We start from the raw sequence: 23,923 nt of genomic DNA on the forward strand, positions 1-23,923 counted from the left end.
GCCTGTGGGCGCCGTCCCTGCCGTGTCGTGCATCGTGCGTGCAACTTGTTGCATCTCATTTTCAGGGCGAGCAACCAGCCCCCGGCGCAAGTAAAATGACGTTTTATCGCTTGCACCTGCGCAATCCACCCGCGATTCGGTTTAAGGCGCCGATCCTATATAGTCGGCCACCGCAGACTGCTGGGCAAATTATATTCAGAATGAAAGAGTTAGGCAAAATATCCCAGAAATCGGTGACGAGCCCCGTTGCAAGCGATCAGGTGTCGATGATCGAAATCGACGACAGCGCGGCCGGTCAGCGGATCGACAACTTCCTGTTGCGCGTCTGTAAGGGCGTGCCGAAAAGTCATATTTATCGGATTCTGCGCAGCGGCGAAGTGCGTGTGAACAAGGGCCGGGTGGACGCGCAGTACCGTCTCGCCTTCGGCGATCTGGTGCGCGTGCCGCCCATTCGGGTCGCCAAGGCGGACGAGGCGGTGCACGCGCCCGTACCCTCCGCGCATTTCGAGATCCTGTTCGAAGACGAGCACATGCTCGTGATCGACAAGCCGGCCGGCGTCGCCGTGCATGGCGGCAGCGGGGTCGCGTTCGGCGTGATCGAACAGTTGCGGGCGGCGCGTCCCCAGGCGAAGTTTCTGGAACTGGTGCACCGGCTGGATCGCGAGACGTCGGGCGTGCTGATGCTCGCGAAAAAGCGCGCGGCGCTCGTGAATCTGCACGAGCAGATCCGCGAAAACCGGATGGACAAGCGCTATTACGCGTGCGTGCACGGCGAATGGGCGAGCGACTGGGGCCGCCGGCGTGCCGTGAAGGAGCCGCTGCACAAATATCTGCTGCCGGACGGCGAGCGGCGTGTGCGCGTGCAGCCGGACGGGTTGCCATCGCACACTATTTTCAATCTCATCGACCGCTGGCCCGGTTACGCGTTGCTCGAAGCGGAACTGAAAACGGGGCGGACCCATCAGATTCGTGTTCATCTGGCGCATCTGGGGTTGCCGATCGTTGGCGACGCCAAATACGGCGATTTCGCGCTGAACAAGGCGCTGGCTCGCGCGAACGCGCAGCCGGGGCTCAAACGGATGTTCTTGCACGCATACCGGCTTAAGCTGACGCACCCGGCAACGGGCGACACGATACAGTTCGAGGCGCCACTGCCGGCAGACTGCAAGCGGTTCATTGCGCAACTTGCCGGGATGGCGAACGCCGGAACGCCGCACGAACCATCACAAACCGAGACGAAAACGCATGGCTAGAGAGCAATTTGACCTGATCGTGTTCGATTGGGACGGCACGTTGATGGACTCGACCGTCCACATCACACGCAGCATTCAGGCGGCCTGCCGCGATCTCGGACTGCCCGTGCCGGCTGACGAGGCTGCGAGCTTCGTGATCGGCCTGGGGTTGCGGGACGCGCTGCAGATCGCCGCGCCGACGCTCGATCCGTCCGACTATCCGCGCCTTGCCGAGCGCTATCGCTTTCACTATCTGGTGAAGGATCAGACGACGGAACTGTTTGCGGGTGTGCGCGAGATGCTCGCCGATCTGCGCGATCAGGGCTATCTGCTCGCAATCGCGACGGGGAAGAGTCGCGTCGGCCTGAACCGCGCGCTCGATCAGGTGCGGCTCACGAGTCTTTTCGACGGCACGCGCTGCGCCGATGAAACGTTCTCGAAACCGCATCCGGCCATGCTGCAGGAACTGACGCGTGAACTGGGGCAGGATCCCGTGCGCACGGTGATGATCGGCGATACCACGCACGATCTTCAGATGGCGATCAATGCGGGCGTGTCGGGCATCGGCGTCACGTACGGCGCGCATCCTGCGGATTCGTTGACGGCGCTGGAGCCGAAATTCGTTGCGGACAGTATCGCGTCGCTGTCGGGCTGGCTTCGGGAGCACGCATGACGGACGCGGCGCAGGAGGCGGTGCGCGTTTGCGCATCCGAAGAACTCGTCGACGGCGGCGCGGGCGTGCGCCGCGAGGCGACGTACGCGGGCGGTGATGCCGTGGTGTTCTTCGTCCGCTATGACGGCGTGGCGTATGGCTACCTGAACCGTTGCGCGCACGTGCCTATGGAACTGGACTGGAACGAAGGACAGTTCTTCGAATCGTCCGGCTTATACTTGATGTGCGCGACGCATGGCGCGATTTATGCGCCGGATACCGGCAAGTGCGTCGGCGGTCCGTGCCGCGGCGGCAGGCTTCGCCCAGTCCGCGTCGACGAGCGCGACACGCCTGAAGGCCGCACTGTGTTCTGGCTTCCGGACGCCGACCTGCGTCCTGCATCCGCCTGATTTTCCAGGCATCATTTTCCCAAACCTCGTTTTTTCCGGCGGCAACGCATGTCCGACAATCTGACTCCCGATCCGAACGAACCGGCTGCAACGGGCCGCGAGCCGCGCCGGGTGCCCGCCGACGAGCCGAACTGGGAGCGTGCCGCGCTCGAACGGATTGCGCTGGCCGCCGTCAACGAGCAACGCGCAGCCCGACGCTGGCGCATCTTTTTTCGTTTCCTGTTTCTCGGCGTGCTGGTCCTGGTTGCATGGGCTGTGCTGGATTTCAGCGGCGAGAAGGTTGCAACCACGGGTCGGCACTCGGCTCTCGTGACACTTGAGGGCGAGATATCCTCCGATACCAACGCAAACGCGGAAGATGTCGACGCTGCGCTGGCGAGCGCGTTCGATGACGCGGGCACTGCTGGCGTGATCTTGCGCTGCAACAGCCCGGGCGGCAGTCCGGTTCAGGCTGGGATCATTTACCGCGAAATCCGGCGATTGCGGGCCAAATATCCGTCTATTCCGCTCTACGTCGTCGTGAGCGACATGTGCGCATCCGGCGGCTACTACGCCGCGGCGGCTGCCGACAAGATTTATGTGGACAAGGCCAGCATCGTCGGCTCGATCGGCGTGCTGATGGATGGCTTCGGCTTCACCGGCTTGATGGACAAGTTGGGCATTCAACGCAGAATGCGCACTTCCGGTGAGAACAAGGGCTTTTACGATCCGTTCTCGCCCGATACGCCGAAGATGGATGAACATGCGCAAGCGATGCTGGATGAGATCCACGCGCAGTTCATCGATGCCGTGAAGCAGGGTCGCGGCAAGCGCCTTCAGGAATCGCAGGATATCTTCTCCGGTCTGTTCTGGACGGGTGAAAAGAGCGTCGAGTTGGGCCTCGCGGACGGTTTCGGCGACACCGATTACGTCGCGCGCGAAATCATCAAGGCGCCCGACGTCGTCGACTACACGGTGAAGGAGAGCATCACCGACCGCGTCGCGCGCAAGTTCGGCGCGGCCGTCGGCAACGGCGCCGTGCACGCGATGGCGGCGATCGGCAGGTTGAATCTGCGATAAGGCGGTCTCCGGCGGTGGCCCGGCCCAAGGCTTGGCAGGCCACCGTTTCCCCGACTTAGGTCGCCAGAATCAGAAAGATTGCCGGACGTTTGTGGAGATCCAGTGCCGGCCTTTTCTTCCAGTCGGCAACTGTCCGGCTCACGATCGTTTCGCTTTCCAGCGTCAGATCCACGGCGACGCAAACGAGCGTCGACGGCGCGCAGGTCGCAATCAGCGTGTCCAGCAGTGCGCGGTTTCGGTAAGGCGTCTCGATGAAAATCTGCGTCTGGTTGCCTTTGCGCGACTGCTGTTCGAGGTCGCGCAGACGCTTTGCGCGCTCGTTCGCATCGACGGGCAGGTAGCCGTGAAACGCAAAGCTCTGGCCGTTCAATCCCGACGCCATCAGCGCGAGCAGGATCGAACTCGGCCCGACGAATGGCACCACCTTTACGCCGCGCTCGTGCGCGCGCCGCACGAGCAGCGCGCCCGGATCGGCGACGGCCGGGCAGCCGGCTTCGGACACAAGTCCGGCGTCCGTCCCGGCGAGCACCGGCGCCAGCAGTTTGTCGATTTCTCCGGCCGGCGTGTTGACGTTCAATTCGCGAATTTCGATTTCCTGGATCGGCCGCTCTGTGCCGACTTTTTTCAGGAAAGCGCGCGTCGTTTTGGCGTTCTCGCCTATGTAATAGTGCAGGGCCGCCGCGCGAGCGCGAACGGGTGCCGGCAGAACGGCGTCCAGCGCGGCGGCGTCGCCGTCGCCGAGTGTGTTCGGAATCAGATAGAGAATGCCGCTCATCGCGCCTCCAGCAATGGATAGCCTGCGGCGAGCAGCATGCGCGTGAGCGCAATCAGCGGCAGGCCGATCAGCGCCGTGGGATCGTCGGATTCGATCGCGTCGAGTAGCGCGATGCCGAGGCCTTCCGCTTTTGCGCTGCCCGCGCAGTCGTAAGGTGTTTCGGCGCGCAGATACGCGTCGAGCGAGGCGTCGGGCAGGTCGCGAAAGCGCACGCGCGTCACCACGTCGACGCATTGCGCGTCGCCCGAGGCGCTGTCGAGCAGGCACAGCGCGCTGTGGAAGAGCACTTCGCGGCCGCGCATGCCCTGCAATTGCGCGAGCGCCTTTTCGTGCGTGCCCGGCTTGCCGATCTGATGCCCGTCGTAGGTCGCGACCTGGTCCGAGCCGATCACGAGCGCTCGCACGCCAGCGGCGAGTCCCGCCGCGACGGCGCGCGCTTTCGCTTGCGCGAGGCGAAGCGCCGTCGCTTCCGGCGATTCACCCGCGAGCGGCGTCTCGTCGATGGCGGGCACGGCGACGTCGAACGGAATGCGCAACCGTTCGAGCAGTTCGCGCCGATACGGCGAACTCGACGCCAGAATCAGGCGGGGCGGGCGTTTGGAGGAATCCGGCATGCTGGAGAAGAACCTTGATCTGTAGGTAAAACTGAAGGTGAAAAGGCGGGGCGCGAACGCGATCGCGCGGGTGGCCTTAAGTGTTTGACTCGAAAAGACAAAACGGATATGATTTTGGGCTTTTCATCGGTATGCTTTGCCGAATGGCGCACCGGATGGCGTCCTGGTGACATCCAGACCGTCTATCAGCGCCACCGACGCATAACGACTTACCCGGCTGAAATCCTTGCCGACGCAGGAGCGCACATGACTCAACATCCTGGCAAACCTGCTGGTCTCGTCGACCCGCGTGCACTCGATCTGTTCGAGTTTGCCCGCAGTGGACGTCAGGCCGCGGGTACCGTGCGCGTCTCGCAACTGCCGCGCATGTTAAACGAAGTCCCGCAGGAAGCGCCAGACCGCGACACCGCGTTCACCTGGCAAGCCGAAGGGGCGACGCAGCCGGAATTGCAGGACGACGGCACCGAGGGTCCGCAGCCGTATCTGAGGCTTGCGATTCACGGCGCCGCATGGCTCGAATGTCAGCGTTGCCTGTCTCCGTACGAGCAGGCATTCAACGTCGATGCGACTTACCGGATCGTCAATACCGAAGAGGAAGCTGAAGAGTTTCCTCTGGACGAGGATGAAGTCGATGTGATCGTTGGGTCACGCCAGTTCGATCTTGTCGACTTGATCGAAGAGGAATTGCTGCTTTCGTTGCCGCTCGTGCCGAAACACGATGCCTGCCCGGAAGTGCACGAGAGTCTCACCTCGGGCGCAAGCGGGGAGGAAGGCGAAGAGGCCGTGGAGGGTGAAGCTGAAGAGGGTGAAGAGCCCAAGCGGCCGAATCCTTTTGCGGCGCTCGAAGGCCTGAAATCGGGCGAATCCGGCGGCAAGAAGCACTGAACAGTTGCATGGGAGCGCGACAGGGCGCGCCGGGCACGATGGTTTAGCCACGTGGCCTATGGCGGTTGCCGTGCCGGGCTGTGTTAGAATTCGGAAAATTTTCAGGAGTTATCATGGCAGTTCAACAAAACAAGAAGTCGCCGTCGAAGCGCGGCATGCACCGCTCGCACGATTTCCTCAACGCAGCGCCGCTGGCTGTTGAGCCGAGCACGGGTGAAGTGCATCTGCGTCACCACGTCAGCCCGAACGGCTACTATCGCGGCAAGAAAGTCGTCAAGACGAAGAACGACTAATCGCCAGGCATCGCGCTCCTTTGGGTCTGACCCATTGGTATTTCGCGTGGCGATCGGCTCGCTTGACATTTTCCCGGTTCATCAAAAAGGCGGCATTCAACTGCCGCTTTTTTGTGCCTGAAATTCGTCGCATTCCATGACTGTAAAGCTCACGATAGATTGCATGGGAGGCGACCACGGCCCGTCCGTGACCGTTCCCGCTGCCGTCAACTTCGTTCGCTCGCACCCCGATGCGCACCTGATGCTCGTCGGCATCGAAAGCGCGATTCGTGCTCAGCTGAAGAAGCTGAAGGCGTCCGACAATCCGGCACTCACGGTCGTCCCCGCGTCCGAGATCGTCGCTATGGACGATCCCGTCGAAGTCGCGCTTCGCAAGAAGAAAGACTCGTCGATGCGCGTGGCGCTCAACCGCGTCAAGGACGACGAGGCGCAGGCCTGTGTCTCCGCCGGCAACACCGGCGCGCTGATGGCCGTTTCCCGCTATGTCCTTAAAACGCTCCCGGGCATCGAACGTCCGGCGATCGCGTTTGCCCTGCCCAATCCCACCGGCTACACGACGATGCTCGACCTCGGCGCGAACGTCGATTGCGAGCCGCAGCATCTGCTGCAGTTCGCGGAGATGGGGCACGCGCTGGTTTCTGCTGTCGAAGGCAAGGAGCGTCCGAGCATCGGGCTCCTGAATATCGGCGAAGAGGTCATCAAGGGCAACGAAACCATCAAACGTGCGGGCGAACTGCTGCGTAGCAGTACACTGAATTTTCGCGGCAACGTGGAAGGCAACGATATCTACAAAGGCACCGTCGACGTAATCGTCTGCGATGGCTTTGTCGGTAACGTTGCGCTGAAAACGTCAGAAGGGCTCGCGCAGATGCTGTCCGACATCATCAAGGAAGAATTCGGCCGTTCGTGGCTGACCAAGGTGATGGCGGTGCTGGCGCTGCCCGTGCTGCTGCGTTTCAAGAAACGCGTCGATCACCGGCAATACAACGGCGCGGCGCTGCTCGGCCTGCGCGGGCTGGTGATCAAGAGCCACGGCTCGGCCGACGCCTACGCGTTTGAGTGGGCCATCAAACGCGGGTATGATGCCGTCAAAAATGGCGTTCTTGAACGCCTTGCCCGTGCGATGGAGGAGAACGCGGGTTCACTCGAACAGGCGAAGCACGAGGCCGGCGGCGCGGGTTCCGCGAGCCAGATGGCGAGCCCGATCGCGGGTCCGGTGTCCGGACAGCCGGCCGAGCCCTACAGCGCACAATCCTCGAAGACATAATGGCTCAATCCACTACCTATTCCCGCGTGCTGGGCACGGGCAGCTATCTGCCGCCCAACCGCGTTTCCAATCAGGAACTGGCTGATCGTCTCGCGAAGCAAGGCGTCGAGACGAGCGACGAATGGATCGTGGCCCGCACGGGCATCCACGCGCGTCACTTCGCCGAACCTGATGTCACGACCAGCGACCTCGCGCTGTTCGCGTCGCAACGCGCGATCGAAGCGGCCGACGTCGATCCGCAAGCCATCGACCTCATCATCGTCGCCACCTCGACGCCGGACTTCGTGTTTCCGAGCACGGCGTGTCTGCTGCAGAACAAGCTGGGCATCAAAAACCATGGCGCGGCCTTCGACGTGCAGGCCGTATGCTCAGGTTTTGCCTATGCCGTTGCGACGGCTGACAGCTTCATCCGAAGCGGGCAACATCGTACTGCGCTGGTGGTCGGTGCTGAAACGTTCTCGCGCATCCTCGATTTCAACGACCGTACTACCTGCGTGCTGTTCGGCGACGGCGCGGGCGCGGTCGTGCTGCAGGCATCGGACGAACCGGGCGTGCTGTCGAGCGCCCTGCACGCGGACGGCAGCCATTCGAACATCCTGTGTACGCCGGGCAATGTGAACGGCGGCATCGTGCAAGGCAGTGCGTTCCTGCACATGGACGGTCAGGCGGTCTTCAAGCTCGCCGTCAACGTGCTCGAGAAAGTCGCGGTCGAAGCGCTGCAGAAGGCTGATCTCAAGCCTGAGCAGGTGGACTGGCTGATTCCGCACCAGGCCAATATCCGCATCATGCAGAGCACGTGCCGCAAGCTCGGCCTGCCGCAGGAGCGGATGGTCGTCACCGTGCACGAGCACGGCAATACGTCGGCAGCGTCGATTCCGCTCGCGCTCGACGTCGCCGTTCGCGACGGACGCATCCAGCGCGGCCATAACGTGCTGATCGAAGGCGTCGGCGGCGGCTTTACATGGGGCGCGTCGGTCATCCGTTTCTGAAGACCGCGCGCGGCGGCGCCTGGAGCGCCGCTTCAAGTGGCAGCGCACGTCGCGTGCGCGTCACGCACATTTGAACTCATCGAATTGGGGACGATATGAAATTTGCGTTCGTTTTTCCGGGGCAGGGCTCGCAGTCGGTCGGCATGCTCAACGCGTTCGCCGACAATGCGATCGTGCGCGAAACCCTCCAGGAAGCGTCCGACGCGCTCGACCAGGACCTCGGCAAGCTGATCGCCGAAGGGCCCGCTGAAGACCTGAATCTCACTACCAACACCCAACCCGTGATGCTGACGGCTGCTTACGCGATCTTTCGCGCATGGCAGGCAGCGGGCGGTCCTGCGCCTACAATCGTGGCCGGTCATAGCCTCGGTGAGTACACGGCGCTCGTCGCCGCTGGCGCGCTGAAGTTCCGCGACGCCGTGCCGCTCGTGCGTTTCCGCGCGCAGGCCATGCAGAACGCGGTGCCTGTCGGTCAGGGCGGCATGGCCGCGATTCTTGGCCTCGACGACGATACTGTGCGCGAAGTGTGCAAGGAAGCATCGGTGGCGGGTATCGTCGAAGCCGTCAACTTCAACGCACCCGCGCAGGTCGTGATCGCCGGTCACAAGGCGGCTGTCGAGAAAGCGTGCGAAGTCGCCAAGGCGAAGGGCGCCAAGCGCGCGCTGCCGCTGCCCGTGTCCGCGCCGTTCCACTCGTCGCTGCTCAAGCCGGCGTCGGATCAGCTGCGTGAGTACCTGGCGAGCGTCGACGTGCAGGTGCCGTCCATTCCCGTCGTGAACAACGTCGATGTGGCCATCGTCAACGAGCCGGCTGGCATCAAGGATGCGCTGGTGCGTCAGGCGGCTGGCGCTGTGCGCTGGGTCGAATGCGTGCAGTCGATCGGCAAGCAGGGCGTCACGCACGTGATCGAATGCGGTCCGGGCAAGGTGCTCGCGGGTTTGACCAGGCGTATCGACGGCAATCTGGTCGGCGCGTCGATCGTCGATCCGGCTTCGCTCGATGAAGTGCTAAAAGTCGTGGCGGCCTGAACGTCTGGTTGAAGTCAGCAAAGAATCAAACAGCTCTGCATGTGCAGGGCACTGTGGAAAGCAACAATGGAAAAGACTCTCGATAAACAGATTGCGATCGTGACAGGCGCTTCGCGTGGCATCGGCCGCGCAATCGCGATCGAACTCGCGCGTCAGGGCGCGACGGTGATCGGCACGGCAACGAGCGAAAGCGGCGCGAACGCGATCACGGAAGCCTTCAAGGCCGAAGGTCTGAGCGGCCGTGGCGCGGTGCTCAACGTCAACGATGCGGCTGCGGCCGAGGCGCTGATCGACGGCACGGTGAAGGAATTCGGCGTGCTCAACGTGCTGGTGAACAACGCGGGCATTACGCAAGACCAGCTGGCTATGCGCATGAAGGACGACGACTGGGATGCCGTCATCGACACGAACCTGAAGTCCGTGTTCCGTCTGTCGCGCGCCGTGCTGCGCCCGATGATGAAGGCGCGCGGCGGCCGCATCATCAATATCACGTCGGTGGTCGGCTCGGCGGGAAATCCCGGGCAGGCCAACTACGCTGCAGCGAAGGCGGGTGTGGCGGGCATGGCACGTGCGCTCGCTCGTGAAATCGGCAGCCGCGGTATCACGGTGAATTGTGTCGCGCCGGGTTTCATCGACACCGACATGACCAAAACGCTGCCCGAAGAACAGCAAACCGCGCTGAAGGCGCAGATTCCGCTCGGCCGTCTCGGCAGCCCGGAAGATATCGCACACGCCGTGACGTTCCTCGCATCGCCGCAGGCCGGTTATATCACCGGCACGACGTTGCACGTGAACGGCGGCATGTATATGTCGTAATCGAATTCGGTTACTATCCGCGCCTTGATGCCATTCGAAGTGCGGATTTAAACGGCTCTACAGCAACCTTGTGCGTCGCTTTTTTACAGATGCAAACCTGATAAAATGCGCGCACCTGTATTTATGAACTTTTTTCCCTTGGAGGGGTAATGGACAATATCGAACAGCGCGTCAAGAAGATCGTTGCAGAACAACTCGGTGTTGCCGAAGCGGAAATCAAGAACGAAGCATCGTTCGTGAACGACCTCGGCGCTGACTCGCTCGACACGGTCGAGCTGGTGATGGCTCTCGAAGACGAATTCGGCATGGAAATTCCGGATGAAGAAGCCGAGAAGATCACGACGGTTCAGCAAGCGATCGACTACGCTCGCGCTAACGTCAAGGCCTAAGGCCATTCGCGCCTGCCTGGTTGCTTCGGCTGCTGCGATAAACGCGGCGTCCGTCGTACCGGCAGCCCTGTCGTGCCGCCCGTCGGCGCAACAAGGGCAGGCGTCAATGTCAATGCGCATGCGCGCGAGCCTGACGGCGTCGTTCAAGGCGTACTGGCCGATGCAGCAAAGATCGGCTCTTTCGCCATTGCGCTTACTGGTGCATGTTCTGGCGTCAACGCCAGTGCACTGGTCAGCGTATTCGTCAGCGCCCTGGTCGGCGCGATCGTCAGGTTAAACAGCCACAGGGCACACAGGGCACTTTCCTGTGCGCTGCTGTGGCTTTTGTTTTGTCATCTATGGAAAAGGGGTTACCGTGAGCCGTCGTCGTGTTGTTGTTACAGGCCTGGGGCTTATTTCGCCTGTTGGCAATAATGTTGCCGACGGCTGGGCCAATCTGGTCGCCGGCAAGTCCGGCATCGCCAACGTCACGAAGTTCGACGCGTCGAACTTCTCCACGCGTTTCGCCGGCGAGGTGAAGGGCTTCAATATCGAGGACTACATCCCCGCCAAAGAAGCCCGTCACATGGATACGTTCATCCATTACGGCGTGGCTGCCGGCTTCCAGGCAATGCAGGACAGCGGCCTCGAAATCACCGAAGCGAACGCGGAACGTGTCGGCGTGGTGGTCGGTTCGGGTATCGGCGGCCTGCCGATGATCGAAGTCACCCAAACGGAACTGCTGAACCGCGGCCCGCGCCGCATTTCGCCGTTCTTCGTGCCTGCGTCGATCATCAACATGATCTCCGGCCATCTGTCGATCAAATTCGGCCTCAAGGGCCCGAACCTGTCGATGGTGACGGCTTGCACGACGGGTCTGCACTGCATCGGCGAGGCTTCGCGCCTGATCGAATACGGCGACGCCGACGTGATGATCGCTGGCGGCGCGGAATCGACCGTGTCGCCGCTGGGCATCGGCGGCTTTGCGGCGGCGCGCGCGCTGTCGCAGCGTAACGATGATCCGGCGACGGCCAGCCGTCCGTGGGACAAGGACCGCGACGGTTTCGTGCTCGGCGAGGGCGCGGGCGTGATGGTGCTCGAAGAGTACGAACATGCCAAGGCGCGCGGCGCGAAGATCTACGCGGAAGTCAGCGGCTACGGCATGAGCGGCGACGCGTATCACATGACGGCCCCGCTTGAAGACGGCGACGGCGCACGCCGCTGCATGCTTGCGGCGATGAAGAACGCGGGCGTGAACCCCGAATCGGTGAACTACCTGAACGCGCACGGCACGTCGACGCCGCTGGGTGACCTTGCTGAAACCACGGGCATCAAGCGCGCATTTGGCGATCACTCGAAGAAGATCGTCGTGAACTCGACGAAGTCGATGACGGGTCACCTGCTGGGTGGCGCGGGCGGTCTGGAGTCGGTGTTCACGGTGCTGGCCGTGCATCATCAGGTATCGCCGCCGACCATCAACATCTTCAACCAGGATCCGGAATGCGATCTCGACTACTGCGCCAACACCGCGCGGGAGATGAAGATCGATGTCGCGCTGAAGAACTCGTTCGGGTTCGGCGGCACGAACGGCACGCTGGTTTTCAAGCGCGCCTAAGCATTTGACGGCGACAGCATCGCTGCCGGCTACGCCGGCGCCTGCTTCCTTTACCGCACTGAACGGCGGACCCTCGCGGCGCATCGCGCTGCGGCGGTCCGCCGCGTTGTATCTGGCGACGGCACTTTTCATCGCTTTTGCTGTCGCCGCCGTGGGCATGACGGTCGGGCCCCGCTTCGGCGTGGGCCACGCGGTCGTGGCTGCGGCCGCCGTGTTCGCGATTCTCGCGGCGGCTGCGGCCCGTCACGCGCGCAATCAGCCGGTCGCCCTTAAAATCGGGCCGGAAGGACTGTCCGTCTGGAATCGGGCGGGAATATTACGCGCTCAGGGCAGTATCGTTGGATGCAGCCAGTGGAGCGACAGCCTGCTGATGCTGTGGCTGGAAGAAGACGGCGGGAAGTTGCATCGCCTCCTGATCTTCGCCGACATGGCCGGACGCGACGCTTTTCGTGAGCTCGCCGTGCTCGCAAGACACGGCGCGCACGTCTGAGCGGGCCTTGCGGCGCGGCTAGGCGCCTTGACTGTAAAGACTGTAACGGCTGTTACGGGCGTAACGTGCCGCGTTGAAGGGGACGCTACAATGGTGCCCCGCTACACGCGCAAAAGTTAACGGATTTATCAGGTGAGCGAAAAAGAAATAGATCAGGTGCTGGTTGAACGCGTCCAGAATGGTGACAAGGCCGCGTTCGAGCTTCTGGTCGCCAAGTACCACCGCAAGATCATCCGCCTGATCTCGCGCCTCGTGCGGGATCCCGCCGAGGTCGAGGATGTGGCCCAGGATGCCTTCATCAAGGCATACCGGGCGCTGCCCCAATTCCGCGGCGAGTCCGCGTTCTATACGTGGTTGTACCGGATTGCCGTCAACACGGCCAAGAATTACCTTGCGACCCAGGGCCGGCGAGCGCCCACTTCGACGGAAGCGGATGCAGAAGAAGCTGAAACTTTCTCGGATGCGGACCAACTAAGGGATATCAACACGCCCGAGTCGATGTTGATGAGCAAACAGATCGCTGAGACGGTCAATGCTGCGATGGCGGTTTTACCGGAAGAGCTGCGCACCGCCATAACTCTTCGTGAAATTGAAGGTCTGAGCTACGAGGAAATCGCTGAAATGATGGGTTGCCCGATCGGCACCGTCAGATCAAGAATTTTCCGCGCTCGCGAGGCCATTGCGGCAAAATTGCGTCCGCTGCTTGACACACCCGAAGGCAAGCGCTGGTAGCAGCTGTTCGACACAGCAGCCAGCCGGTCTCGCGGACGGCGGCGCAGTCTCTGGGTTAAGTGGTGTCACTACGGGGTGTCTGTAAAGATGGGGAGCATCATGGGGTCGGTTTCGATGCCAATGCAATCGAATGCGCAAGCAAGCTCGCAGGGCGAGCGTCTGTCGGCTTTTGTCGACGGTGAACTGCTCGACGGCGAGCATCCAAACACAATTCTGGCCGCGCTGGGTCGTGAAGAGCGCGCGACATGGTCGTGTTATCACCTGATCGGCGACGCGCTGCGTTCCGACGACCTGGCCGTCAGTCCGGCAACGAGCAGCGCGTTTCTGAACGGTTTCGCGGCCCGCTTCGAAAGCGAGGCGCATGTATTGGCGCCAGCTTCCGTGCCGGCTACGCGCCGTCTGCTGGCGCTGCGCCGCCGGGTCATTCCGGCATTCGCCGTGGCCGCTGCCGCCGCGACGCTGACGTGGATCGTGATGCCGCAGCTTTCGGGCGTGAGCACGGTCGCAGGCGTGACGCAGGTTGCATCGGTCGCGCCGCAGGGCGATTCGGTGCAGCGCGTGGCGATGGCTTCGATGCCTGCCGCGACCACGGCTCAAGCCAATGTATCGGACGGCAACATCATCCGTGACGCGAGCCTCGACCAATATCTGGAAGCGCATCAACAGTTCGGCCTTCAGCCCGTCGTATCGGGTTCGATGCCGTTGCTCCGCGCGGCTTCTCTGACCACGCAGGGCCACTAACCTGATGCAGAGTCTGCGGTTGAAAAAAACGACTATCTGGGGGCGGCTGCCAGCATTCCTGTTCTGCGCAGCCGTGATGTTGTCCGCCACGTCGCGCACTTACGCGCAAACCGACGACTCTGCCACCCGGCACAGCGCGGCGGAACTGTTGAACCGCGTTCATCAGGCTGCGCAGCAGCAGAACTACGAAGGCACGTTCCTCTATCAGCGCGGCAATTTCGTGCAATCGTCGCGCATTGCCCACTACACGACACGTAGCGACGGCGAGTTCGAGTCGCTCGAAAGCCTCGACGGCGCGCCGCGCAAGATCCTGCGCCACAACGACGAGCTCTACACGTTCGTGCCGGAACGGCATCTGTGCGTCGTCGAAAAACGGCAGAACAAGGACTCGTTCCCGGCGCTGATGTCGGCGAGCGGCGAGCAGGTCCTGTCCGTCTACGAGCCGAAAATGCTGGGCACGGACCGCGTGGCGGGCCTCGACAGCCAGGTCATCGAACTCGATCCGAAGGACGCGAACCGCTTCGCGTACAAGCTGTGGGCCGACACCAAAACCGGCCTGCTGCTGCGCGCGCAGACGCTCGACCCGAGCGGTCAGGTGCTCGAGCAGATGTCGTTTTCGCAGATTCGCATCGGCGTGCCAGTCGATAAAGCGCCGATCGCCGCGGGCATCAAGAACACGTCGGGTTGGACGGTGGTGCGCCCGCCCGTCGAGCCCGTCGATATGGAAGCGCAGGGCTGGCAGGTGACGTCGCCCGTTGCGGGTTTCCGCAAGATTCGCGAACTGCGCCGGCCGATGGCGGCTCACGATCCGGCCAATCCGCCCATTCCCGTCGACCAGATGGTGTACTCCGACGGTCTCGCCGCAATCTCGATCTTCGTCGAGCCGGTCGAAAAGAGCACCCGCAAGGAAGGCGCGGGAAGCAGCGGCGCAACGCACGTGCTGGTCAAGCGGCGCGGCGATTTCTGGATCACCTTGCTCGGGGAAGTGCCTCAGACCACGTTGCAGCAATTTGCGGCTGCCATAGAATACAAGCCTTCCAGGTAATCCTTCGGTCCCCTACGACATGACGATTCTTTCGGTGCGCAAATTCTTCGCGGCCGCAGTGCTGATGGCTTGCCTGCCTCTCGTGCCGCATGCGGCGTCGGCGGCGCCTGCTGCCAATCTGCCTGATTTCACCGATCTGGTCGACAAGGTCGGGCCGGCCGTCGTCAACATCCGCACCACGGCGCGCGTCTCCAATAGCACGCGCGGTTTGCCGCCCGGCATGGACGACGGCGACATGTCGGAGTTTTTCCGGCGTTTCTTCGGCATTCCGATGCCTAACTCCCCGCAGTCGCCGGGTACGCCGAACTCACCGAATTCCCCGAATTCGCCGCGCGGCGGCAATAACGACCAGGATCAGTCGCCGGATAGCGGCGGCAGCGATTCCGAGCAGAACAGCGGTGTCGGATCGGGCTTCATCCTGTCGACGGACGGCTACGTGATGACGAATGCACACGTGATCGACGACGCGGACACGATTTACGTCACGCTCACTGACAAGCGCGAGTTCAAGGCCAAGCTGATCGGCGTCGACGACCGCACGGACGTGGCCGTCGTGAAGATCAACGCAACCAATCTGCCTACTGTGCCGATCGGCGACTCGAACAAGGTGCGCGTTGGCGAATGGGTCGTCGCGATCGGTTCGCCGTTCGGTCTCGAGAACACGGTGACGGCGGGTATCGTCAGCGCGAAGGGACGCGATACGGGCGACTATCTGCCGTTCATCCAGACCGACGTCGCCGTGAATCCCGGCAACTCGGGCGGCCCGCTGATCAACATGCAGGGCGAGGTGATCGGCATCAACTCGCAGATCTATAGCCGCACGGGCGGCTTCATGGGCATCTCGTTCGCGATTCCGATCGACGAAGCGATGCGTGTGGCCGATCAGCTGAAAACGTCGGGCAAGGTCACACGTGGCCGGATTGCCGTCGCGATCGGCGAAGTGACGAAGGACGTGGCCGATTCGCTCGGTCTGCCGAAAGCGCAGGGCGCGCTCGTCAGCAGCGTCGAGCCGGGCGGTCCCGCCGACAAGGCCGGTGTGCAGCCGGGCGACATCATCCTGAAGTTCAACGGCCACAATGTGGATACGGCAACCGATCTGCCGCGCATGGTCGGCGACACGAAGCCGGGCACGAAGGCGACGATCACGCTGTGGCGCAAGGGCCAGACGCGCGAATTGCCGGTGACCGTGACCGAAATGCAGGCCGACAAGACCGCGAAGGTCGACCCGAAGAAGGCGCCGACGCCCAAGCCGCGGGCGTCGAATGCGCTGGGCGTGGCCGTCAGCGACATTCCGGCCGACCAGATGAAGACGCTCAAGCTGCGCAACGGCGTGCAGGTCGATGCCGTCGACGGTCCGGCTGCGCGCGTTGGGCTGCAGCGCGGCGACATCATTCTGCGTGTCGGCGACACGGATATCACGAGTGCCAAGCAGTTTGACGAAGTGACGTCGCATCTCGATCCGTCGAAGATGGTCGCGCTGCTGGTCCGTCGCGGCGAGAACACGCAGTTCGTGCCGGTTCGCCCGCGCGCGCAGAAGTAAGCGACATGGTCGACGCGGTGGCATCGCTCACGCTCTATGGACGCGCGTGGTGCCACCTCTGCGACGACATGCGCGCCGCGCTCGCGCCTTTGCTGGCTGAATTCGGCGCGCAACTCGAAGTGATCGACATCGACGCCGATCCAACGCTCGAAGCGCGTTACAACGATTGGGTGCCCGTGCTGGTTCACGAGGGCGTCGAGCTGTGTCACTACCATCTCGACGAAGCGCGGGTGCGTGCGGCGCTGACACGTCATCACGCAACGCCGCCGCGTTGAGAGCCGAACCTGCAGACCGAAGCGGACGGCGAGATAGCATGAATAACGCCCGCTGCCTGTAAGTCCCGCCCGGCGACCCCCTTTTCGGCTAAAATAGATAGGTTTTTCACTTACTTACAAGGCGTGCTCCGCTATCGTCAGAGCGCGCCTTTTTCGCTTGATCGGCACTGAATGGATCATATTCGTAACTTTTCGATCATTGCGCACATCGACCATGGCAAGTCGACGCTCGCCGATCGCATCATCCAGCTTTGCGGCGGTCTGTCGGACCGCGAGATGGAAGCACAGGTTCTCGACTCGATGGACCTCGAACGCGAGCGTGGCATCACCATCAAGGCACAAACGGCCGCGCTGACGTACCGCGCGCGCGACGGCAAGGTGTACAACCTGAACATGATCGACACGCCAGGGCACGTCGACTTCTCGTACGAGGTCAGCCGCTCGCTCTCCGCGTGTGAGGGCGCGCTGCTGGTCGTCGACGCGAGTCAGGGCGTCGAGGCGCAGACGGTCGCCAACTGCTATACGGCCATCGAACTGGGCGTCGAAGTCGTGCCCGTGCTGAACAAGATCGATCTGCCGGCTGCGAACCCCGAAAACGCGATCACCGAGATCGAAGACGTGATCGGTATCGACGCCACCGACGCCACCCATTGCAGCGCCAAGACGGGCCTGGGCGTGCAGGATGTGCTCGAAGCGCTGATCGCGAAAGTGCCGCCGCCGAAGGGCAGCGCAGACGAGCCGCTGCAAGCGCTGATCATCGACTCGTGGTTCGACAACTACGTCGGCGTCGTGATGCTGGTGCGTATCGTCAACGGTACGCTGCGTCCGAAAGACAAGATCCGCATGATGGCGACGGGCGCGGAATATCCCGTCGAACACGTCGGCGTGTTCACACCGAAATCGAAGAATCTGGAAGAGTTGTCGGCGGGGCAGGTGGGTTTCATCATCGCCGGCATCAAGGAACTGACGGCGGCGAAGGTGGGCGATACCGTCACTATCGTCAAGCGTCCGGCGGCCGAACCGCTGCCCGGCTTCAAGGAAGTGAAGCCGCAGGTGTTCGCCGGTCTCTATCCCGTTGAGGCGAACCAGTACGACGCACTGCGCGAATCGCTGGAAAAGCTCAAGCTCAACGACGCGTCGCTGATGTACGAGCCGGAAGTGTCTCAGGCGCTCGGCTTCGGTTTCCGTTGCGGCTTCCTCGGGCTGTTGCACATGGAGATCGTCCAGGAACGGCTCGAGCGCGAGTTCGACATGGACCTGATCACGACCGCGCCGACCGTCGTCTACGAAGTCGTGCAGCGCGACGGTACGATCCTGACGGTCGAGAACCCGGCGAAGATGCCGGATCCGTCGAAGATCGAAGAAGTGCGCGAACCGATCGTCACCGTGAACCTGTACATGCCGCAAGACTATGTCGGCTCGGTGATCACGCTGTGCACGCAAAAGCGCGGCTCGCAGATCAACATGCAGTATCACGGCCGGCAGGTGCAGTTGACGTACGAAATCCCGATGGGCGAAATCGTGCTCGACTTCTTCGACCGGTTGAAGTCGGTGTCGCGCGGCTACGCGTCGATGGACTACGAGTTCAAGGAGTATCGCGCGTCGGACGTCGTGAAGGTCGACATGCTGATCAACGGCGACAAGGTCGATGCGTTGTCGGTGATCGTTCACCGTTCACAGAGCCAGTATCGCGGTCGCGAAGTCGCGGCGAAGATGCGTGAAATCATTCCGCGCCAGATGTATGACGTCGCCATTCAGGCGACCATCGGTGCGCACATCATTGCGCGCGAGAACATCAAAGCACTTCGTAAGAACGTTCTGGCAAAGTGCTACGGCGGTGACATTACGCGTAAGAAGAAGCTGTTGGAAAAGCAGAAGGAAGGCAAGAAGCGGATGAAGCAAGTCGGCTCCGTCGAGATTCCGCAAGAAGCTTTCCTCGCGATTCTGCGCGTCGAAGACAAATAAGACTAAGAACTGGAACCCTATGAATTTTGCGCTGATTCTTTTTGTGCTCGTGATCATTACGGGCGTGGCATGGGTCGCGGACAAACTGGTTTTCCTGCCAAAACGGCGCCGCGCGGCGGAAGCAGCCGTCGCCGAGTTCGACAATCAACAGGCACGCGTCGGCGAACGCTTCGCCGATGAGAATGCGCCCGCCACGCGCGCGCGCCTGCGTGACGAAAAGCTGCGCCAGCCGTGGTGGCTTGAATACACGGCGAGCTTTTTCCCGGTCATTCTCGTCGTGTTCGTCGTGCGTTCGTTCGTCGTCGAGCCGTTCAAGATTCCGTCCGGTTCGATGGTGCCGACGCTGCTCGTCGGCGACTTCATCCTCGTCAACAAGTTCGACTACGGCATCCGTCTGCCCATCACGAATACGAAGGTCACGGAAGGCCGTCCGCTGCAACGTGGCGATGTCGTCGTGTTCCGCTATCCGAAGGACGAATCGGTCGACTACATCAAGCGCGTGATCGGCTTGCCCGGCGACGTCGTTGCGTACGAGGACAAGCAGCTCACGATCAACGGCAAGCCCGTGCCCGAGACGCCGCTGCCCGATTACTTCGATGAAGAGCGCATCGGCTACGCGAAGCAGTTCGAAGAAGACCTCGACGGCCGCAAGAACCGCATTCTCAATAACCCGGCCGTGCCGCCGTTCATCGTCGGGGCAGAAGACTTCCCTTATCGCGATAACTGCAAGTACGACGCACGCGGTGTCACGTGCAAGGTGCCGCCGGGCAACTACTTCATGATGGGCGACAACCGCGACAACAGTGCCGACAGTCGCTATTGGGGCTTCGCGCCGGACAAGAACATCGTCGGTCGTGCGTTCTTCATCTGGATGAACTTCAGCAACCTGAAACGCATCGGCGGCTTCCATTGATCGCCACTCGCGCATCGCATGACGATGCGCACTGAACCGCGCAACACGTCGCGCATCGCGTGCGACGTGTTATCACGCTACTTTAACAACGCGCGGTAACGTCGCTACAACACGCTTTTTCGGCGCCGGGGCTGCGAGGCTCGCACTCTCCGCCCTGTGGTGCGCCCGCGTTATACTCTGCACATGCCCCTATCTCCGTTGGAAAGCCGTTTGCGCTACGAATTTCGCAATGCGGAATTGTTGCGTCAGGCTTTAACTCACCGCAGTCACAGTGCCACGCATAACGAGCGGCTGGAATTTCTCGGCGACTCCGTTCTGAATTGCGCGGTGGCTGCGCTTTTGTTCCAACGTTTCGGGAAACTGGACGAGGGTGATCTGTCCCGCGTTCGTGCCAATCTGGTCAAGCAACAGTCGCTATACGAGATTGCTCAGGCCCTGAATATTTCGGAGAGCCTGCGGCTCGGTGAAGGCGAATTGCGCAGCGGCGGCTTCCGTCGCCCGTCCATTCTCGCTGACACGCTGGAAGCCATACTGGGCGCGATCTTTCTGGATAGCGGTTTCGAGGCGGCGCAGACGGTCATCAAGCGGCTGTACGTGCCGATTCTCGATCACATCGACCCGCGCACGCTCGGCAAGGACGCCAAGACCCTGCTGCAAGAGTACCTGCAGGGTCACAAGATTCCGCTGCCGACCTACACCGTCGTCGCCACGCATGGTGCGGCGCACAATCAGCAGTTCGAAGTCGAGTGCACCGTGCCTAAGCTGGACGTGAAGGTGTCCGGGTCGGGCGCGAGCCGCCGTGCGGCCGAGCAGGCCGCCGCGAAGAAGGCGCTCGACGAGGTGATGGCGGCAGCGCCCGCCATGGTGGCCAAGCCGAAGCGCTCGAAGAGTTCGCGCGCGGCCAAGCAGGCCGAAACCGAAATCGTGCCGGGCGTGACGGGCGTTCAGGCGGCGCTCGATCTGCGCGCGCCCGACACGCGCCGGTCCGATCGCGCGTCACGCGCCGAGGCGAAGCCGGTCACGCCGGATCTGCCGTCGGCGGGGCAGGCGGCGGCTGCGGCGCCGCTTGCGGTCATACGCGCGGCGCATGTCGAATACAGCCAGGAATCCGCGGGCGGCGACAAGACCGAGCGCGGCGAAAAGGGCGAGCGCGCTACGCGCTCGGCAGACAAACCGGACACGGTACTGAAACTGGCCGAGCGTCCAGCCGAACGCCAGAATCAGGACAAGCCGGACAACACGCCGGCGCGTGCAGCGGAAAAGACGCCTGAGAAGCCCGTCGAAAAGCCGGCTGACAAGGCGTCGGACAAACCTGCCGAGAAGTCTGCGGAAAAACCCGCAGAAAAACCCGACACCAACGCTCGCGGCGCGGACAAATCCGCGTCCCGCGCCCGTGAGGCCGCGCCCGGCGCGAGCGCGGGCGACCTCGAACCCGGCGTCGCCGGCGCGGTGCACACCCGCGTGGCCGATGCCGGTCATTGAACGCTATACGACGTGGACGCGCTCGATCTGACGCGCGTCCGCACGAACCTGCCGTAGTACGAATATGAACGCTCCCACTCCCACTGGTTTTCGCTGCGGCATGGTCGCAATCGTCGGTCGCCCGAATGTCGGCAAGTCGACGCTGATGAACGCGCTGGTCGGCCAGAAAGTCAGTATCACGTCGCGCAAGGCGCAGACGACCCGCCATCGCATCACGGGCATCAACACGATCGACGACGCGCAGTACATCTTCGTCGATACGCCCGGCTTCCAGACGCGTCACAGCAGCGCGCTGAACCGCTCGCTGAATCGGGCGGTGACGTCGACGCTGTCATCCGTCGATGCCGTACTGTTCGTGATCGAAGCCGGCCGCTTCGGTCCCGACGACCAGAAAGTGCTGGACCTGATCCCGAAGTCCGCGCCGACGCTGCTCATCGCGAACAAACTCGACCGCGTGAACGACAAGGATTCGCTGTTCCCGTTCATGCAGCAGATGAACGCGCTGCGCGAATTCAAGGAAATCGTGCCGCTGTCGGCCAAGAATCCCGACGACATCAAGCGCCTGCTGGCGACCGTCAAGCCGTACCTGCCCGAAGGCCAGCCGATCTACGGCGAAGACGATCTGACCGACCGCAGCGAACGTTTCCTCGCCGCCGAAATCCTGCGCGAGAAAGTGTTCCGCTGGACAGGCGACGAACTGCCGTACACGAGCACGGTGCTGATCGACAAGTTCGAGACGGAAGGGCGCTTGCGCCGCATTTTCGCGACGATCCTCGTCGAGCGCGATATGCACAAGGCGATGATCATCGGCCAGAAGGGCGCGAAGCTGAAGCAGATCAGCACGGAGGCGCGCCTCGACATGGAGAAGCTGTTCGACGGCCCCGTGTATCTGGAGACGTTCATCAAGGTGAAGAGTGGCTGGGCCGACAATGAAGCCGGACTCCGCGCCTATGGTTACGAATGACGGCGCATCGGACACCCAATCTGAAGCGTGGATGACGCCGCCGAACGAAACCAGCTCGGACGCCGATCCCGACGACGCCCCCGCTCACGACGAGCAGCCGGCCTCGCTTGCGCCGCCGCCACGCGCAAAGCCGGCGCGCCCTGCGCGCTCGACGAAACGCAGCGCGCCGCGTCAGGACGGGGATGACTTCAGCGAGGGCGGCGATCACGCTGAAGCCACGCTGCGCAAGACATCAGGCCGTCGTTCGAGCTCGCGTGTGCCGCGTGCGCCAGCCTCCGATTTCCGTATCTCCGAGCAGCCCGCGTTCGTGCTGCATAGCTATCCGTATCGCGAGACGAGTCTGATCGTCGACGTGCTGTCGCGCGATCATGGCCGCATCGCGCTCGTCGCGAAGGGCGCGAAGCGTCCGCATTCCGCGCTGCGCGGCGTGCTGCAGACCTTCCAGCCGTTGTCGCTCGCTTGGTCCGGCAAGTCGGAAATGCGCACGCTGACGGGCGCCGAGTGGGTCGGGGGCATGTTGCCGCTCGGCGGCGATGCGCTGTTGTGCGGCTTCTACGTGAACGAATTGCTCGTCAAGTTTCTCGCGCGCGAAGACCCGCATCCACAACTGTTCCATCACTACGTCGTCACGCTGACGCGCCTTGCACACGATGAGCCGCCTGTGCAGGTGCTGCGTTCGTTCGAGCGCGTGCTGCTGCGCGAAACCGGCTACGCGATGTCGCTCAATCGCACCGTAGCGCGCAAGGCCGTCGTGCCTGAAGGCCGCTATGTGTTCGATCCCGAGCGCGGTGTGCGCGAAGCATCCGGCGAGTATCCTTCGAACTGGCCTGTGATCAGCGGACAGACCTTGCTCGACATGGAGCAGGACGATTACCATCGAGCGCAGACCGTCGCGCAAAGCAAGACGCTGATGCGCTTTTTGCTCAACACCTATCTGGGCGGCACGCCGCTCGCGACCCGCCAGATCCTGATCGACCTGCAGAATCTATGAGCTTCTTTCTGACTTCCCCGACTGTGATCGACCTCGGCGTGAATATCGATCACGTCGCCACGCTGCGCAACGTGCGCGGCACGTCCTATCCCGACCCGATCCGCGCGGCGTTGCAGGCGGAAGAAGCGGGCGCCGATGCGATCACGTTGCATCTGCGCGAAGACCGCCGCCATATCGTCGATGCCGACGTGCGCGCGCTGCGCTCGCAATTGAAGACGCGCATGAACCTCGAATGCGCTGTGACGCAGGAGATGCTCGATATTGCGTGCGAGGTGCAGCCGCATGACACGTGTCTCGTGCCGGAGAAGCGTCAGGAGCTGACGACGGAAGGCGGCCTCGATGTGGTCGGGCATTTCGAGTCGGTACGTGCCGCGTGCAAGCAACTGGCCGACGCCGGCTCGCGCGTGTCGCTCTTCATCGATGCCGACGAGGCGCAGATTCGCGCCGCACACGAGGCGGGCGCGCCCGTGATCGAACTGCACACGGGCGCTTACGCTGAAGCGCACGACGCGGGCGAACAGCAGCGCGAGTACGAGCGCATCGTGCGCGGCGTCGAATTCGGCGCGTCGCTGGGACTGAAGGTCAACGCGGGTCACGGCCTGCACTACACGAACGTCCAGCAGATTGCGGCGATCGAAGGCATCGTCGAACTCAACATCGGCCACGCGATCGTCGCGCATGCGATCTTCGCGGGCTGGGACAACGCCGTGCGCGAGATGAAGGCGATCATGGTCGCCGCGCGTCTCGCGGCGCGTGCTTGACCCGACACGGCAACACTCATA

Annotated in this window: 26 protein-coding genes; 24 read left to right on the plus strand and 2 right to left on the minus strand. The window is 62.6% G+C overall.

Annotated elements, in window-relative coordinates; all coding sequences use genetic code 11:
• Positions 1-200 precede the first annotated feature (200 nt).
• From PPGU16_RS04555 to PPGU16_RS04570, 4 genes are read left to right on the plus strand one after another with little or no spacing between them, the layout of a single operon-like run.
• The gene (locus PPGU16_RS04555) at positions 201-1,253 is read left to right on the plus strand and encodes an RluA family pseudouridine synthase (protein WP_180722545.1); all 1,053 of its coding nucleotides are present in this window, start codon (positions 201-203) and stop codon (positions 1,251-1,253) included.
• Entirely contained in the window at positions 1,246-1,905 is a 660-nt protein-coding gene (locus PPGU16_RS04560; protein ID WP_035990160.1) for an HAD-IA family hydrolase, read from the plus strand. The genes PPGU16_RS04555 and PPGU16_RS04560 overlap by 8 nt, the downstream gene beginning before the upstream one ends.
• Entirely contained in the window at positions 1,902-2,294 is a 393-nt protein-coding gene (locus tag PPGU16_RS04565; RefSeq protein ID WP_180721893.1) for a Rieske (2Fe-2S) protein, read from the plus strand. Before PPGU16_RS04560 ends, PPGU16_RS04565 begins: the two co-directional genes overlap by 4 nt.
• A gap of 48 nt (positions 2,295-2,342) precedes the next feature.
• Positions 2,343-3,353, plus strand: coding sequence for a S49 family peptidase (locus PPGU16_RS04570; RefSeq protein WP_180721894.1), 1,011 nt, complete (start codon positions 2,343-2,345; stop codon positions 3,351-3,353).
• 55 nt (positions 3,354-3,408) lie between these two features.
• Here the strand turns inward: PPGU16_RS04570 and PPGU16_RS04575 are convergent, their stop codons facing one another.
• Together PPGU16_RS04575 and PPGU16_RS04580 are read right to left on the minus strand one after the other, a co-directional pair.
• Complete coding sequence (locus PPGU16_RS04575) at positions 3,409-4,128, minus strand: SAM-dependent methyltransferase (protein WP_180721895.1); 720 nt, start codon at positions 4,126-4,128, stop codon at positions 3,409-3,411.
• A complete protein-coding gene (locus PPGU16_RS04580) occupies positions 4,125-4,742 on the minus strand; it encodes a Maf-like protein (protein WP_180721896.1) in 618 nt (205 codons plus the stop codon). Before PPGU16_RS04580 ends, PPGU16_RS04575 begins: the two co-directional genes overlap by 4 nt.
• A gap of 246 nt (positions 4,743-4,988) precedes the next feature.
• Here PPGU16_RS04580 and PPGU16_RS04585 point away from each other — a divergent pair, with 246 nt between their 5' ends.
• The 20 genes from PPGU16_RS04585 (at position 4,989) to pdxJ (ending at position 23,902) form a co-directional block, all read left to right on the plus strand.
• The gene (locus PPGU16_RS04585; protein WP_180721897.1) at positions 4,989-5,627 is read left to right on the plus strand and encodes a DUF177 domain-containing protein; all 639 of its coding nucleotides are present in this window, start codon (positions 4,989-4,991) and stop codon (positions 5,625-5,627) included.
• A gap of 113 nt (positions 5,628-5,740) precedes the next feature.
• Positions 5,741-5,920: a 50S ribosomal protein L32 gene (rpmF, locus tag PPGU16_RS04590; protein WP_007741736.1), complete on the plus strand. Its 180-nt coding sequence runs from the start codon at positions 5,741-5,743 to the stop codon at positions 5,918-5,920.
• Positions 5,921-6,056: 136 nt separating this feature from the next.
• On the plus strand, positions 6,057-7,187 hold the full coding sequence (gene plsX, locus PPGU16_RS04595) for a phosphate acyltransferase PlsX (RefSeq protein WP_079484735.1): 1,131 nt from the start codon (positions 6,057-6,059) through the stop codon (positions 7,185-7,187).
• A complete protein-coding gene (locus tag PPGU16_RS04600) occupies positions 7,187-8,176 on the plus strand; it encodes a beta-ketoacyl-ACP synthase III (protein WP_180721898.1) in 990 nt (329 codons plus the stop codon). The genes plsX and PPGU16_RS04600 overlap by 1 nt, the downstream gene beginning before the upstream one ends.
• Before the next feature lie 95 nt (positions 8,177-8,271).
• The gene (gene fabD, locus PPGU16_RS04605) at positions 8,272-9,204 is read left to right on the plus strand and encodes an ACP S-malonyltransferase (protein WP_180721899.1); all 933 of its coding nucleotides are present in this window, start codon (positions 8,272-8,274) and stop codon (positions 9,202-9,204) included.
• Positions 9,205-9,270: 66 nt separating this feature from the next.
• Positions 9,271-10,020: a 3-oxoacyl-ACP reductase FabG gene (gene fabG / locus PPGU16_RS04610; RefSeq protein ID WP_180721900.1), complete on the plus strand. Its 750-nt coding sequence runs from the start codon at positions 9,271-9,273 to the stop codon at positions 10,018-10,020.
• Positions 10,021-10,169: 149 nt separating this feature from the next.
• Positions 10,170-10,409: an acyl carrier protein gene (acpP, locus tag PPGU16_RS04615; protein ID WP_004197638.1), complete on the plus strand. Its 240-nt coding sequence runs from the start codon at positions 10,170-10,172 to the stop codon at positions 10,407-10,409.
• 355 nt (positions 10,410-10,764) lie between these two features.
• Positions 10,765-12,003: a beta-ketoacyl-ACP synthase II gene (gene fabF, locus PPGU16_RS04620; protein ID WP_180721901.1), complete on the plus strand. Its 1,239-nt coding sequence runs from the start codon at positions 10,765-10,767 to the stop codon at positions 12,001-12,003.
• A gap of 106 nt (positions 12,004-12,109) precedes the next feature.
• Positions 12,110-12,493, plus strand: coding sequence for a protein YgfX (locus PPGU16_RS04625; protein ID WP_243460571.1), 384 nt, complete (start codon positions 12,110-12,112; stop codon positions 12,491-12,493).
• A 132-nt stretch (positions 12,494-12,625) separates the two neighbouring features.
• Entirely contained in the window at positions 12,626-13,225 is a 600-nt protein-coding gene (rpoE, locus tag PPGU16_RS04630; protein WP_007734577.1) for an RNA polymerase sigma factor RpoE, read from the plus strand.
• 99 nt (positions 13,226-13,324) lie between these two features.
• Positions 13,325-13,966 carry a sigma-E factor negative regulatory protein gene (locus PPGU16_RS04635; RefSeq protein WP_180721902.1) on the plus strand — a complete coding sequence of 214 codons (642 nt, stop codon included), beginning with the start codon at positions 13,325-13,327 and terminating at the stop codon, positions 13,964-13,966.
• Positions 13,967-13,970: 4 nt separating this feature from the next.
• A complete protein-coding gene (locus PPGU16_RS04640) occupies positions 13,971-15,011 on the plus strand; it encodes a MucB/RseB C-terminal domain-containing protein (protein ID WP_180721903.1) in 1,041 nt (346 codons plus the stop codon).
• 19 nt (positions 15,012-15,030) lie between these two features.
• Positions 15,031-16,551 (plus strand): DegQ family serine endoprotease, encoded by a 1,521-nt coding sequence (locus tag PPGU16_RS04645; RefSeq protein WP_180721904.1) that lies wholly within the window; start codon positions 15,031-15,033, stop codon positions 16,549-16,551.
• Positions 16,552-16,556: 5 nt separating this feature from the next.
• The gene (locus PPGU16_RS04650; RefSeq protein ID WP_180721905.1) at positions 16,557-16,826 is read left to right on the plus strand and encodes a glutaredoxin family protein; all 270 of its coding nucleotides are present in this window, start codon (positions 16,557-16,559) and stop codon (positions 16,824-16,826) included.
• Positions 16,827-16,997: 171 nt separating this feature from the next.
• Complete coding sequence (gene lepA / locus PPGU16_RS04655) at positions 16,998-18,791, plus strand: translation elongation factor 4 (protein ID WP_180721906.1); 1,794 nt, start codon at positions 16,998-17,000, stop codon at positions 18,789-18,791.
• Positions 18,792-18,810: 19 nt separating this feature from the next.
• Positions 18,811-19,704 (plus strand): signal peptidase I, encoded by an 894-nt coding sequence (gene lepB / locus PPGU16_RS04660; RefSeq protein ID WP_180721907.1) that lies wholly within the window; start codon positions 18,811-18,813, stop codon positions 19,702-19,704.
• Between the two features lie 183 nt (positions 19,705-19,887).
• Positions 19,888-21,186: a ribonuclease III gene (gene rnc / locus PPGU16_RS04665; RefSeq protein ID WP_180722547.1), complete on the plus strand. Its 1,299-nt coding sequence runs from the start codon at positions 19,888-19,890 to the stop codon at positions 21,184-21,186.
• Positions 21,187-21,250: 64 nt separating this feature from the next.
• Positions 21,251-22,150, plus strand: a complete 900-nt coding sequence (era, locus tag PPGU16_RS04670) for a GTPase Era (RefSeq protein WP_180721908.1) — start codon at positions 21,251-21,253, stop codon at positions 22,148-22,150.
• Positions 22,137-23,141: a DNA repair protein RecO gene (gene recO / locus PPGU16_RS04675; protein WP_238268493.1), complete on the plus strand. Its 1,005-nt coding sequence runs from the start codon at positions 22,137-22,139 to the stop codon at positions 23,139-23,141. Before era ends, recO begins: the two co-directional genes overlap by 14 nt.
• Positions 23,138-23,902 (plus strand): pyridoxine 5'-phosphate synthase, encoded by a 765-nt coding sequence (pdxJ, locus tag PPGU16_RS04680; RefSeq protein WP_180721909.1) that lies wholly within the window; start codon positions 23,138-23,140, stop codon positions 23,900-23,902. The genes recO and pdxJ overlap by 4 nt, the downstream gene beginning before the upstream one ends.
• Positions 23,903-23,923: the final 21 nt, after the last annotated feature.

This window comes from Paraburkholderia largidicola (genome assembly GCF_013426895.1).
In the GTDB taxonomy this organism is placed as follows: domain Bacteria; phylum Pseudomonadota; class Gammaproteobacteria; order Burkholderiales; family Burkholderiaceae; genus Paraburkholderia; species Paraburkholderia largidicola.

Coding starts and splice junctions, on each gene's coding strand:
- PPGU16_RS04650 (WP_180721905.1), top strand. CDS start 16,557: ATGGTCGACGCGGTGGCATCGCTCACGCTCTATGGACGCGCGTGGTGC.
- rnc (WP_180722547.1), top strand. CDS start 19,888: ATGCCCCTATCTCCGTTGGAAAGCCGTTTGCGCTACGAATTTCGCAAT.
- era (WP_180721908.1), top strand. CDS start 21,251: ATGAACGCTCCCACTCCCACTGGTTTTCGCTGCGGCATGGTCGCAATC.
- PPGU16_RS04555 (WP_180722545.1), top strand. CDS start 201: ATGAAAGAGTTAGGCAAAATATCCCAGAAATCGGTGACGAGCCCCGTT.
- PPGU16_RS04570 (WP_180721894.1), top strand. CDS start 2,343: ATGTCCGACAATCTGACTCCCGATCCGAACGAACCGGCTGCAACGGGC.
- lepA (WP_180721906.1), top strand. CDS start 16,998: ATGGATCATATTCGTAACTTTTCGATCATTGCGCACATCGACCATGGC.
- PPGU16_RS04585 (WP_180721897.1), top strand. CDS start 4,989: ATGACTCAACATCCTGGCAAACCTGCTGGTCTCGTCGACCCGCGTGCA.
- fabD (WP_180721899.1), top strand. CDS start 8,272: ATGAAATTTGCGTTCGTTTTTCCGGGGCAGGGCTCGCAGTCGGTCGGC.
- PPGU16_RS04640 (WP_180721903.1), top strand. CDS start 13,971: ATGCAGAGTCTGCGGTTGAAAAAAACGACTATCTGGGGGCGGCTGCCA.
- fabG (WP_180721900.1), top strand. CDS start 9,271: ATGGAAAAGACTCTCGATAAACAGATTGCGATCGTGACAGGCGCTTCG.
- acpP (WP_004197638.1), top strand. CDS start 10,170: ATGGACAATATCGAACAGCGCGTCAAGAAGATCGTTGCAGAACAACTC.
- PPGU16_RS04600 (WP_180721898.1), top strand. CDS start 7,187: ATGGCTCAATCCACTACCTATTCCCGCGTGCTGGGCACGGGCAGCTAT.
- PPGU16_RS04580 (WP_180721896.1), bottom strand. CDS start 4,742: ATGCCGGATTCCTCCAAACGCCCGCCCCGCCTGATTCTGGCGTCGAGT.
- pdxJ (WP_180721909.1), top strand. CDS start 23,138: ATGAGCTTCTTTCTGACTTCCCCGACTGTGATCGACCTCGGCGTGAAT.
- plsX (WP_079484735.1), top strand. CDS start 6,057: ATGACTGTAAAGCTCACGATAGATTGCATGGGAGGCGACCACGGCCCG.
- PPGU16_RS04645 (WP_180721904.1), top strand. CDS start 15,031: ATGACGATTCTTTCGGTGCGCAAATTCTTCGCGGCCGCAGTGCTGATG.
- lepB (WP_180721907.1), top strand. CDS start 18,811: ATGAATTTTGCGCTGATTCTTTTTGTGCTCGTGATCATTACGGGCGTG.
- rpmF (WP_007741736.1), top strand. CDS start 5,741: ATGGCAGTTCAACAAAACAAGAAGTCGCCGTCGAAGCGCGGCATGCAC.
- PPGU16_RS04575 (WP_180721895.1), bottom strand. CDS start 4,128: ATGAGCGGCATTCTCTATCTGATTCCGAACACACTCGGCGACGGCGAC.
- PPGU16_RS04560 (WP_035990160.1), top strand. CDS start 1,246: ATGGCTAGAGAGCAATTTGACCTGATCGTGTTCGATTGGGACGGCACG.
- PPGU16_RS04635 (WP_180721902.1), top strand. CDS start 13,325: ATGGGGTCGGTTTCGATGCCAATGCAATCGAATGCGCAAGCAAGCTCG.
- recO (WP_238268493.1), top strand. CDS start 22,137: ATGGTTACGAATGACGGCGCATCGGACACCCAATCTGAAGCGTGGATG.
- PPGU16_RS04565 (WP_180721893.1), top strand. CDS start 1,902: ATGACGGACGCGGCGCAGGAGGCGGTGCGCGTTTGCGCATCCGAAGAA.